Raw genomic sequence first — 12257 nt, 5'->3', positions numbered from 1 at the left:
TTTTTTCACTCTTATATTTCAAAAAACAGATAACAAACTACGCTTTAGATATTTAAGCGACTTATTCTTATGTGAATTGAGTGTAAGGTGTTTTATTATCACTTTTCGCTATAATTTTTCTCCTTCCGGATATCTCTTAAATAACTGTTTCTTTATGTACAAATTTCATGATGATTTTCTTTTTTTGTCATTAAATATTCTACATCTTTCGAACATCCTAGATCAGATTGCAAAACAAAAATAACTATCGCAATATGCGATTGTGTATAAAAATATGATATCAAATGCATAATCCTCTTTCCCTTCAGTTATGTAACAAAACGATATAATTCCATAACTTTTTATATCTCTTGACTCTGTCTCTCTAAACGATGACGAATTTCAACCACGGCACTACAGATTCTTTTTTCTTGATAAATTTCTTCTATTCATCACTTATGTAATGCCCCCCATAAGTGTATTGAATAAGCTCCTCTATTTCATTCAACTTTCTTCTATACTGAGTTAGAGAAAAAGAAAATTGACAATAAACAGAGAAAACACTGTATTTTAATATGGATGAATGAATGTACCTTTTATTACCATTTTTGATGGAAATATTTTTACAATTTAAATAACGAGTTAAAGTTTTTAACGCATTGATTTATCGTTATAAGTAATCGTTTTTCATATTAAGTAATAATTCTGAATAACGTGAAGTTTCTCAACACCTTCTTATATTGAATAAATCAAGATTATTTTCTTGTACATCATAAGCAGGGTTAGTATGCAAATAGAATAAAAGCTATTTAAGAAAAAAATAAAAATGCTTCTTATGAACGCCATAAATAATAAGAACTGCATAACATTGAGAGCTGGTAAATGGTATGATGGATCCAGCTTATCTGCCATACGGATAAGCATTATCATGACATAAGATTATAGTATAGCAAATTTTATAAAATGGATTATCACGAAAAACTGTCTTGTTAAAATCAGCCCTTCATATATCAATCTACTCCATAATTTTGCTCATATTTTTAAGCTTAAATGTTTTATTCATCGTATTATTTTGTCCATTCAAAACTTCTTTTCAAGCCACATGATAACCCCTTTACTGAACAGCTCTTTGTTCATAATATGCATACATGTACTTTTACTTCGAGAAACAAACTCAGAAAAGAGATGCAATACTTTAGCCCTAATTTCCTGTACAAAAAATGCTATGCTCCTAGTATACTTTACTGTTTTATCACGCGTACATCTACATAAAAGTCCAGTGTTTATTTATATTTATCCCCTCATAAACAAGATAAGCACTAAAAAATACAAACTTTTGTTTTCCTTATTTTGCTATTCTCGTAACAATTTTTTCATTGTTTAGATCTCTTTAACGAGCGATATGTCATAATTTTTATCAGTTTCTAGTCTTATCTTTCAGATTTTAATTTCCAATATATGACGAAATAAAGGAGTTCAGTGTGCAAAATTCTCGTTGGTTTCGCGTTTCAATACTCGCATCATGTATCTTAATAGCAACAGTCATTGTATTGGGTTCACCTCATTTGTTGCATGCACAAACATTTAATCAAAATTTAGGGCCCAGCGGTTTACCACTTCCGCGATTTGCTTCGATTAAACCCACCAGCGTTAATGTACGCGTCGGACCAGGAAGCAACTATTCTATCATTTTTACCTACAAAAAGAAGGGCTTGCCTATTGAAATCATTCAAGAATATGATCAATGGCGCAAAATTCGTGATGCAGAAGGCGATGAGGGGTGGGTGTATCAATCGCTTTTATCGGGAAAGCGAACTGCTATAACTATTCCATGGCAAAAAGATAAAACAAAAAGGCTGATGCTACGAAAAAACCCCACCGACAACGCAGAACTTGTGGCGGAAGTAGAACCTAATGTCATTGGTAATATCCGCCAATGTGATGGACAATGGTGCGAACTAAACATTAATAATACGCGCGGATGGCTTCAGCAACCCCAGTTATGGGGAATCTATCCTGATGAAAAAGTAAAAGGTTGGTGAATACTCAAACTTATCAAGTTTAACTTTTATTCCTCATTGAATATCCTCACTGCCTATCACAAGATTGATTTTTGGGTTTCAATCGTACGATCAAATCAACATGTGAAACTTCCATACCTTCTGGTGGCTTAGGCAAATTTCTAATAATGGGAGCTTCTTCCAAATTGTAAGGAATATCAAGAATACGATTTTCGCCTTCTATATAAAAATGGTAGTGATCAGAAGTATTGGTATCAAACCAAGTTTTTGAGCCTTCTACGGCAATAATCCGTAACAATCCCGCTTCCGTAAATTGATGAAGCGTATTATAAACCGTTGCTAAAGATACAGGTACACCTGCCCTCCCCGCTTCCTCATAGAGCTCTTCAGCAGTAATATGACGATTTCCTTGAGAAAAAATCATATGTGCAAGCTCCAACCGCTGACGTGTTGGACGCAGACCATTTTGACGCAAATGTTTTTCTAACATAGAAATGGAATAATATTGCACAATTTTTCCACACTCTTTTGTGAACTGTTGTTCTTCATTCATATCTAAATCGTCTGCACTTACTGACATATTACAAACCCAAATATATTCCTGCTAAATAAGATCAAAATACAAAAAAATGGGAATAGTATGGTGTAATCTTGTATTCCATTTTTAAATAATTACCTGTGTAGAATACATAAAAAAGGGCTTTTGTCATTAAAAATGATATAAAATCATTTCCCTCTCTTTAAAATTTGCTCTAAAAGTAGGTTGGGAAAAGCGCAGAAATAAAGATATATGCAAATAAATGGAGTAACAATGGCTGAACAAAAGTCTCGCTACACTTATGAAGAGCTTCTAAGCTGCGCTCGCGGCGAAATGTTTGGTAGAGGTAATGCGCAATTGCCAGCACCGCCAATGTTGATGATTCATCGAATCACTCAAATTAGTGAAACTGATGGTAAATACGATAAAGGAATGGTTCGCGCCGAATTTGACATTACACCAGACCTGTGGTTCTTTAATTGTCACTTTATAGGCGATCCCGTCATGCCGGGATGTCTCGGACTAGACGGTATGTGGCAATTAACAGGCTTTTTTCTTGGTTGGCTAGGCGAACCAGGAAAAGGAAGAGCGATATCAACAGGTGAAGTAAAGTTATCAGGAATGGTAACTCCACAAACCAAAATTCTTGAATATGAAATAGATTTTAAGCGTATTCGACGTGGAAATTTAGTCTTAGGAATAGCTGATGGATGGCTAAAAGCAGATGGAGAGACTATTTATAAGGCGAATGATTTACGCGTTGCTTTATTCAAAGAAGATTGAACGTTATTTCCATCAGAAAGAACTTTTCATTATTCTGTATGGAACGAGGAGGTATGAATGCGTCGAGTTGTTGTAACCGGAATGGGAATTGTCTCCGCGATTGGAAATGGACCTGAAGCTGTTTTAACCAGTTTACGTGAAGCAAAATCCGGAATTTCTTACGCGCCTCAATATGCCGAATTAGGCTTTCGTAGCAGAGTTTACGGCAAACCCGATATTAATATAGAAGAACTCGTAGATCGACGTGCTCTACGTTTTCATGGGCGTGGAACAGCATGGAATCACATTGCTATGGATCAGGCAATTGCTGATGCGGGTCTAGAACCGCATGAAGTATCGAATGAACACACGGGTATTATTATGGGTTCTGGAGGTGCTTCAACTCAGTCAATCGTTGAGGCTGCTGATATTACACGCCAAAAAGGTCCAAAACGCATCGGTCCTTTTGTTGTGCCTAAAGTGATGAGTTCTACGGCATCCGCAACACTTGCAACTTTTTTTAAAATTAAAGGCGTAAACTATTCAATCTCTTCCGCGTGTGCTACATCCAATCATTGTATCGGCAATGCTTATGAAACAATACAATATGGAAAACAAGATCGCATTTTTGCTGGTGGTTGTGAAGATCTGGATTGGACATTATCTGTTTTATTCGATGCTATGGGTGCTATGTCCAGCAAATATAATGATGTACCAGAAAAAGCTTCGCGTGCTTATGACACTAATCGTGATGGATTTGTTATTGCTGGTGGCGCTGGCGTTTTGGTTCTTGAAGAACTAGAAGTCGCTAAAGCACGTGGTGCAAAAATCTATGGAGAAATTGTTGGTTATGGCGCTACATCCGATGGACACGATATGGTCTCTCCATCAGGTGAGGGAGCAGAGCGGTGCATGCGCATGGCACTTGCGACCGTCAAAAATAAGATTGATTATATCAATCCCCATGCAACAGCAACACCTGTTGGTGATCCCCCTGAAATAGAAGCGATCCGCCGTATCTTCGGAGCAGGTGATCAATGCCCACCAATTTCCGCCACAAAATCTCTGACTGGTCATTCCTTGGGTGCAGCTGGTGTTCAGGAAGCAATCTACACACTGTTAATGATGAAGCATAATTTTATTTGTGAAAGTGCTCATATTGAAGAACTTGATCCAGCTTTTGCCGATATGCCAATTGTTCGTAAACGACGCGATCATCAACAACTTAATACCGTATTGTCAAATACTTTTGGCTTTGGCGGTACCAATGCAACGCTTGTTTTCCAACGCTATGAATAAACAAAAGTTCTTAGTAATTGAAAAAAGTACGGTCTTACGGAGAATAATATGAAAGGTTTGATGGAGGGCAAACGTGGCCTTATTATGGGAATTGCAAATGACCATTCAATTGCTTGGGGCATTGCCTGTCAGCTCGCACAAGCAGGAGCTGAATTAGCATTGACTTATCAAGGAAATGCTTTTGGAAAACGTGTTCAACCTCTAGCAGATAAACTTGGCTGCAAATTAGTGCTAGAGTGTGATGTTGAAAATATTGAAAATATTGACTACGTCTTTGGGCAACTTGAAAAAGAATGGAAAACAATTGATTTTATTGTCCATGCCATTGGTTTTTCAGATAAAACTCAGCTAAAAGGGCGTTACGTTGATGTTACAACACGTGAAAACTTTCAACGCACGATGGTTATTTCAGCGTATTCCTTTACTGAAATTGCCCAACGCGCGGGTAAGCTTATGCCCAATGGAGGAACACTTTTAACTCTTACCTATGGTGCTTCACAGCAAGTTGTGCCTAATTATAACATCATGGGTGTTGCTAAAGCAGCTTTAGAAGCTATGGTACGTTATTTAGCAGCAGACTTTGGTCCTCAAAATATCCGTGTCAATGCGATTTCCGCTGGTCCTGTTAGAACTTTAGCAGGTAATGGCATTGCAGCTGCACGTGCAATATTTTCACATCAACGCCGTAATGCCCCATTACGTCGTACCGTAAATATTCATGAAATTGGAAAATCTGCTCTTTATCTACTCTCTGACTTATCATCAGGTGTTACAGGTGAAATCCATTATGTTGATTCAGGCTATAACATCATGTCTATGCCAATACTTGAAGAACTGAAAAAAAGTGACGATACTCAAGAAGAATAAAAATTATCGCACTTAGAAAATATGACGTAAGGCACGTGTGCAGGTCTTTATAAGAATAAGTATAATACAAAACAAGATGCCTTGTTTTGCGAAGTATTTTATAAAAATCCGAATATTTTTTCAATCCATGGTTGAAAAATTTTGTATTTTATGACGTTATTTACCTTACTAAAGCATACCCTTTTGCTGTTGCTTACAAATCAATCCTCAGCCCTCATGCCATCGCAGTTTGAAACAGAGATTAGAGGATTATTAAAATCCTTAGCTTCAGCTTTTGTATACCAGATTGAAAAAAATATTGCCTACCTTTTTATTTATTCTTGAAACGCAAAGACAATCTAATTTAGGAAGAATATGAAGGCGTAAAGAAATCAATCATTAATCTTACTATTATTCTTTAATGAGGCTTTACAGTTTTAAAAGCATCCACATCAATATTTTTTTAATAATGGAGATTACGCTTTACCTCACACCTTTATTTTTCTCGTTCTTTAATGAAAGCATTTCTCTGATATATCAGGTAAAACAGAACGCTCAAAAACACTACGGCTGTTGCTCCTTCATGCATTTTTTTAAAAGATATCCCTCAATACACGCAATTCCATTTCACAATGGTATCTGTAGAACAGATAAAATCCCCGTGAAGTACATAAATCCTTTTTTCTCCACCATTTTAATGTTTATACAAATGACAAATCGACACTATCATTTTACTTGCCATGTTCTAATGTTGAAACACCCCTTGATACTTGAGATGATTCATTAGAAGTATTTTTAATAATTTTTATCAACATACTAACCCGCTTGTGACAAGCAAACACATATTTTTAATTAATTCAATACAAAAATAAAATGAATTATTCATATAAATCAATTTGTTATCTTTATAATCACATTATTTTTTCAATTTAAATGACAGCCACAAACAAGTACGATAACATTTTTTCAATTTTAGATTTTCAAAAGTCATTTCTTGCATATAAAAAACAGAATTGACATGTGAGAAAATAAAAGGCGTAAACATCTCTACTGAACAGCCTCAAGTGCCAAGAGCTGTCTCAAACATTGGAGGCTGGTAGGATGTGTGATGATGCCCGGCTTCCTCCTTCGTAAAGGTAAAGATGGGGATGTGCACAATGGCTTTATCGTTACACTATTCACGGTCACCGTCGCGAATTGGGCTTGGGCGTTTTAAGAGAGGTCTCTTTAAAACAAGCGCGTGAATATACAACAGCAATAGTGTTTTATTTTGGGCGTTCTATTTTACCTGACACATCAAGGTGTGAGGTAATCTCCACTATTTAAAAGATATGCTTTAGATAGCGTAAAACTGAATTTAAAAATGATGGTAGAGATGGGAACTGGTTTTTATCTTTAAAATTTCATCTTCTTCCCAAATTAGATTGTCTTCTTGTTTTAACGAATTACACAAACAGAAACACACAATATCCCTGCCTCTATCGAGATATAAACGCTGTTACACGCAGCAAATAATATTGAAAATTGGATAATAGCAATGATATTTTTAGCTTATACGTTACATAAAAAAAATGCTTCCACCTAATGAGTCTTGTATTATTCTGTTTGCAAATATCATTGTGAGATGAATTTAAGAGAAAATCAAAATATCTTGTTCATTACATTACATAAACATGTGTAAGTGGAAACGATAATTTATTTTCAAAGAGATAGCTCTTAGACAAAAGCCAAAACTTTTATATTTCAGCCATGTTTCATAAATAATCGAATGATATGAATCTATAATTTGCTAGAATATGACTGTCTTATACAACCATCAATACAATCTATTTTATATGTCTTCATAGCAAGTTTCTATTTTTTTACGATTGGAATTATTAAAAAACAGAATATCATTGTATTTCATCCTTGAGAGTACGGCTTAGTAATGTGTGCGCCGCTTCAGTTATGTTTTTACCACAATAGAGAATTTGATAAATTTGTTCTACAATGGGCATTTCTACCCCAATACGTTGCGCCAACGTATGTACTTCCTTGGTATTTAAGTACCCTTCCACAACCTGACCAATTTGTTTTTCCGCTTCTTTTATATCTATTCCTTTACCAAGAAGTATTCCAAAACGACGATTACGCGACTGATTATCAGTACATGTCAAAACCAGATCACCTAAGCCTGTCATTCCCATAAATGTGGAAAGCTCAGCACCCATAGCCCCCCCTAAACGACTGATTTCAGCTAGTCCTCGTGTGATGAGAGCTATTCGTGCATTTGCCCCAAACCCCATACCGTCTGATATTCCTGCACCAATAGCAATAACATTTTTGACTGCTCCCCCTAATTGAACACCAATCATGTCTGAACTTTTATAAACTCTAAAACTTTTGTCACAATGAAAAAATTGCTGTAATTCTTTACCAAACTCAACATCAGAAGCTGCTATCGTCATTGCAGTAGGCCAACCAATAGCTAGTTCTTGAGCAAAAGTTGGTCCAGAAAAAACTGCTAAAGGAATTTTTTCACCTAAAATCTCACGAGCAACCTCTTGTAAGAAACGTCCGGTACCATGTTCTAAACCTTTTGTTGCCCAAATAACGCGTGAATGCTGATCTAAATAAGGCTGAATATTATACAAAACTTGATGAAATACATGGCTTGGAACAGCGATTAATATATTGTGACTTGCTGCTATTGCAGTTTCAAGCGAAGCTTCAAGTAATAAATTTTCAGGAAATTGAATATCGGGTAAATATACTTGATTACAACGTTGTTCCTGTAATTCTTTGATATGTTGAGGATTATATCCCCAAAGTAAAACATTATTACCATTACGGGCAAGAGCAATCGCTAATGCAGTACCAAAAGAACCAGCACCAATAATTGTCATTGCAGCGGTTTTCATTAAGTTTTCTGATTATTCTCTAAACTTTTGATTTCAAGTGCATATTATTATCACAAATAACTTTAATGCTATCTTTAATATAAATTCTGTAAATTATAAAAACGTTACCGCTTCGTAGCTCTTATCTCACACAGCATAAAAACTTGTTTCTCACATTCTCTTTCTTTGTAGTAAATTGCATAGACATCACTTTTTGTATATTCTACAAATAGCTATTTGTCTCAAAAATTAAAGCTTGACTCAATACTCCATGGACTTTCTCTTTTAAAATAAAAGTACATTCAAAATCATGATACTCATTCCACTGATATCTTGCACTTAACCCCTCTTTAATATCCTACGAATTTTTTGTAAGAGCTGATACACGCCGCATCAGCTCCACAGGTATTTCTAACAATTACTCCACAGGAGACTGCGTACTTAACCCCTGCTCCATAGGCATTTCTGAACTAGGAACTTGATCTACAGGAGTTTGCGTACTTAGCCCCTGCCCCATGGGCATTTCTGAACTAGGAACTTGATCTACAGGAGTTTGCGTACTTAGCCCCTGCCCCATGGGCATTTCTGAACCAGGAACTTGATCTACAGGAGTTTGCGTACTTAGCCCCTGCTCCATGGGCATTTCTGAACTAGGAACTTGATCTACAGGAGTTTGCGTACTTAGTCCCTGCCCCATGGGCATTTCTGAACTAGGAACTTGATCTACAGGAGTTTGCGTACTTAACCCCTGCCCCATGGGCATTTCTGAGCCCTGTATCTTTTCTGGCTGTTTTCTTACGGATATATCTTTGTTTGATAACTGCTCAGATACTGAAGAATCATCTCTACTTGATATTTCCGGTTCAATAACACGTCCTGAGCCACCCATCATATTATAATTCAAATGAGAAATAGCCCACCAAGTTCCCCCAATAATAACAAAAACGCAAATAGCAGCAAACCACAACGCGCTTAAATTCCACTTGGCATCTGGACCAGAATTCAAGTGCAAAAAGAAAACAATTTGTACTATAATCTGAATAATCGCCATCCCAATAAGATACGCAACCTTTGTACTAACTGCCCAACTTTCCATCATTCCATACATCACAGGAACAAAAGAACCCAAAGTGAAAAATACAGCCAGAATAAAACCGACTAAATATGAACCAGTACTGGGACCATGTGTTTCATTTTGCATGCTCATCACAACGCTCCTAATAGATAAACCATGGTGAAAACACCAACCCATACAATATCAAGTAAATGCCAAAAAATGGAAAGGCATGCTAAACGTGTCTTATTGTTCTGATCCAAGCCATTACGACGAAGATGAAAAAACATCACAACCATCCAAAGAAGACCAACACTTACGTGAAGTCCATGGGTGCCAACCAAAGCAAAAAATGCTGACCAATAAGCAGAGAGAATCTCCCGACCAAAAAGCTGTAAACCTGTTGCAGAATCAATACCAGCATAAGCATTTGGATCGTAATAAAAGACCTCACCCAAAAGTTCATGAAATTCGTAAAGTTCCATACCAATGAAGCAACAGCCAAATACAAAGGTAATAGCCATCCATAAACGCACACCACTGATGTTATTTTTATGTGCTTGTACCATTGTAAAACCATAAGTGACGGATGAAAACAACAAGAAAGCAGTCTCAACCAAAACAAATTTTAAATCAATAAACTCATTGCCCGCCTTACCACCACCATAAGAAGCAGAAAAAACAGCAAAACTTGAAAAAAGTGTCGAAAACAGGATCAAATCTGAAAGAATATAGACCCAAAAACCAAACGTCATTACCGAACTATTATCGTGGTGATGTTCATCCACAGCACTCACATTATTTATTGTTACTGCACTCATACTGTCACTCCTTGTTCTTTAAGAACAGCTGTAAAGGCATCTTCAGTTTTTTGTACTTCTTCAGCCGGAATATAATAACCATGATGGTCACCTGTTAATGAATGACACACAAGCGTTGCAATAAAACCAATCAAGCCGACCGCAACAAGCCACCAAATATGCCAGACAAGCGCAAAACCAACAACTAACGAGAAGAATCCCGCAATAATTCCAGCCGATGTATTGGACGGCATATGAATTTTTGTAAATCCACTGGTAGGACGTTGATAACCACTTTTCTTCATATTCCAATAAGCGTCATCAGACTGTATTTTCGGAACTATTGCAAAATTGTAAGAAGGAGGCGGTGAAGAGATAGACCATTCAAGAGTCCGTGCATCACCCCAAGAATCATTTAATGTTACAGGTAAACGTCCCTTATGTTTGATACCGTACCAAATCGCCAAAACAACTTGCAGCACAAAACAAAGGATACCAAGCAAAATAATAAAAGCGCCCAATGCAGCAATCATAAACATCGGTTGCCAACTAGGTTCCATATAATGCTGGAGACGACGTGTCCCACCCATTAAACCAAGTGCATAGACTGGGAAAAAGGCAAGGTAAAAACCAATGAACCAACACCAGAAAGATGCAATACCCAATGCCCGATTTGGTTTATAACCAAAAACTTTTGGAAACCAAAATGCAATCCCCGCTAAGTACGCAAAAACGACACCCCCAATAATTGTATGATGGAAATGCGCTACCAAAAACAACGAATTATGAAACTGCCAATCAGCTGGCACAATAGATAACAAAACACCAGTTAATCCACCACCAACAAATGTAAAGATCATTCCCATGCACCAAAGCATTGGAGGCTCAAAGCGAATCCGCCCCTTATACATAGTTAGCAGCCAATTAAAGACTTTTACACCTGTTGGAACGGCAATAATCATTGTCGCAATACCAAAGAAAGTATTCACAGCTTCACCGCCACCCATTGTGAAGAAATGATGTCCCCAAACAAGAAGCGAAAGAATCAAAATAACCAACATGGCCCATATCATCGAAGTATAACCAAAGAGGCGTTTTGAAGAAAAAGTTGATACAACCTCAGAAACAATTCCAAAAGCAGGAACAACCAAAACATAAACCTCAGGATGACCAAAAACCCAAACATAGTTAATCCATACCATCGGATTTCCGCCACCAACATTGGAAAAGAAATTCATGCCCAAATAACGATCGCATGCCAAGAGTGCAAATGCTACAGTTAAGACAGGGTAAATAACTAAAATAAGGACATTGCTAACAAAAGCGCTCCAACAAAAAACAGGCATTCTCATCATCGTCATCCCAGGAGCACGCATCTTAATCAAAGTCGCAACAAAATTGACCGCCCCCATTGTTGTCGCTATACCAGAAAGTTGAAGTGACCATAAATAATAGTCTACCCCTGTATCTGGACTCGTTTGCAATTCTGTAAAAGGTGGATACATCAACCAGCCACCACGACCAAAATTCCCAACACCTAGGGATATGTTAATCAATATTGCCCCTGCAGCCGTAATCCAAAAACCTAGATTATTTGCAAAGGGAAAAGCAACATCACGCGCACCAATTTGAAGCGGTATAAGATAATTAAAAAGGCCAAATAAAATAGGCGTAGCCATGAAAAAAATCATGATAGTGCCATGCGCCGAAAAAATTTGATCAAAATGGTCAGGGGGCAAATAACCTGCACTTTCACTCCCAAGAGCTAAAGCTTGATGTGTTCGCATCATGAGTGCGTCCGCAAAACCGCGAACAAGCATAATAATTCCAAGAACTATGTACATAATGCCTATGCGTTTATGGTCAACAGTTGTAATCCAATTTCGCCATAGAATCCCCCACCACCCAAGTGCTGTTAGAGCAACAACAGCAATTAAACCAACCACAACAATCGCAATACACGTGTATAAAACGATCGGCTCATGTGCAAGTGCATGAAAAGCACCTGCCGTAGGATCTGTAAGTCTTCCAAACATTTCTCAACCCATTTCAAATGAAATTCAAGTTTAAAAGAAACCT

General features: G+C 37.1%; 9 protein-coding genes. 4 read left to right on the top strand and 5 right to left on the bottom strand.

The genetic code is table 11. From position 1 onward, the window contains the following. The first annotated feature begins 1460 nt into the window (after positions 1 to 1460). Positions 1461 to 2021 carry an SH3 domain-containing protein gene (locus tag ACFIKQ_RS01110; RefSeq protein ID WP_026500127.1) on the top strand — a complete coding sequence of 187 codons (561 nt, stop codon included), beginning with the start codon at positions 1461 to 1463 and terminating at the stop codon, positions 2019 to 2021. A 46-nt stretch (positions 2022 to 2067) separates the two neighbouring features. Here ACFIKQ_RS01110 and irrA read toward each other — a convergent pair whose 3' ends face one another. Then, on the bottom strand, positions 2068 to 2580 hold the full coding sequence (gene irrA, locus ACFIKQ_RS01105; protein ID WP_375655629.1) for an iron response transcriptional regulator IrrA: 513 nt from the start codon (positions 2578 to 2580) through the stop codon (positions 2068 to 2070). 231 nt (positions 2581 to 2811) lie between these two features. Between irrA and fabA the strand changes: the two genes are divergently transcribed. From fabA to fabI, 3 genes are read left to right on the top strand one after another with little or no spacing between them, the layout of a single operon-like run. Continuing rightward, positions 2812 to 3321 carry a 3-hydroxyacyl-[acyl-carrier-protein] dehydratase FabA gene (gene fabA / locus ACFIKQ_RS01100; RefSeq protein ID WP_012754549.1) on the top strand — a complete coding sequence of 170 codons (510 nt, stop codon included), beginning with the start codon at positions 2812 to 2814 and terminating at the stop codon, positions 3319 to 3321. Positions 3322 to 3378: 57 nt separating this feature from the next. Then, positions 3379 to 4599: a beta-ketoacyl-ACP synthase I gene (fabB, locus tag ACFIKQ_RS01095; RefSeq protein WP_375644398.1), complete on the top strand. Its 1221-nt coding sequence runs from the start codon at positions 3379 to 3381 to the stop codon at positions 4597 to 4599. A 48-nt stretch (positions 4600 to 4647) separates the two neighbouring features. After that, complete coding sequence (gene fabI / locus ACFIKQ_RS01090; RefSeq protein WP_375635442.1) at positions 4648 to 5466, top strand: enoyl-ACP reductase FabI; 819 nt, start codon at positions 4648 to 4650, stop codon at positions 5464 to 5466. A gap of 1871 nt (positions 5467 to 7337) precedes the next feature. Here the strand turns inward: fabI and gpsA are convergent. From gpsA to cyoB, 4 genes are all read right to left on the bottom strand, one after another. Then, a complete protein-coding gene (gpsA, locus tag ACFIKQ_RS01085) occupies positions 7338 to 8345 on the bottom strand; it encodes an NAD(P)H-dependent glycerol-3-phosphate dehydrogenase (RefSeq protein WP_375644397.1) in 1008 nt (335 codons plus the stop codon). 397 nt (positions 8346 to 8742) lie between these two features. Beyond that, positions 8743 to 9531 (bottom strand): cytochrome o ubiquinol oxidase subunit IV, encoded by a 789-nt coding sequence (gene cyoD, locus ACFIKQ_RS01080; RefSeq protein ID WP_375655627.1) that lies wholly within the window; start codon positions 9529 to 9531, stop codon positions 8743 to 8745. Further along, a complete protein-coding gene (locus ACFIKQ_RS01075; protein ID WP_375635439.1) occupies positions 9531 to 10199 on the bottom strand; it encodes a cytochrome (ubi)quinol oxidase subunit III in 669 nt (222 codons plus the stop codon). The genes cyoD and ACFIKQ_RS01075 overlap by 1 nt, the downstream gene beginning before the upstream one ends. After that, positions 10196 to 12214, bottom strand: a complete 2019-nt coding sequence (cyoB, locus tag ACFIKQ_RS01070) for a cytochrome o ubiquinol oxidase subunit I (RefSeq protein WP_375619283.1) — start codon at positions 12212 to 12214, stop codon at positions 10196 to 10198. The genes ACFIKQ_RS01075 and cyoB overlap by 4 nt, the downstream gene beginning before the upstream one ends. Positions 12215 to 12257 lie beyond the last annotated feature (43 nt).

The organism is Bartonella sp. MR63HLJHH, assembly GCF_042194155.1.
GTDB lineage: Bacteria > Pseudomonadota > Alphaproteobacteria > Rhizobiales > Rhizobiaceae > Bartonella > Bartonella grahamii.
This window is presented reverse-complemented; position numbering and strand designations above follow the sequence as displayed.

Bases quoted from the DNA above. Each gene is read 5' to 3' on its own strand.
- fabA (WP_012754549.1), top strand. From the start codon at position 2,812: ATGGCTGAACAAAAGTCTCGCTACACTTATGAAGAGCTTCTAAGCTGC.
- cyoB (WP_375619283.1), bottom strand. From the start codon at position 12,214: ATGTTTGGAAGACTTACAGATCCTACGGCAGGTGCTTTTCATGCACTT.
- irrA (WP_375655629.1), bottom strand. From the start codon at position 2,580: ATGTCAGTAAGTGCAGACGATTTAGATATGAATGAAGAACAACAGTTC.
- ACFIKQ_RS01075 (WP_375635439.1), bottom strand. From the start codon at position 10,199: ATGAGTGCAGTAACAATAAATAATGTGAGTGCTGTGGATGAACATCAC.
- fabB (WP_375644398.1), top strand. From the start codon at position 3,379: ATGCGTCGAGTTGTTGTAACCGGAATGGGAATTGTCTCCGCGATTGGA.
- cyoD (WP_375655627.1), bottom strand. From the start codon at position 9,531: ATGAGCATGCAAAATGAAACACATGGTCCCAGTACTGGTTCATATTTA.
- gpsA (WP_375644397.1), bottom strand. From the start codon at position 8,345: ATGAAAACCGCTGCAATGACAATTATTGGTGCTGGTTCTTTTGGTACT.
- fabI (WP_375635442.1), top strand. From the start codon at position 4,648: ATGAAAGGTTTGATGGAGGGCAAACGTGGCCTTATTATGGGAATTGCA.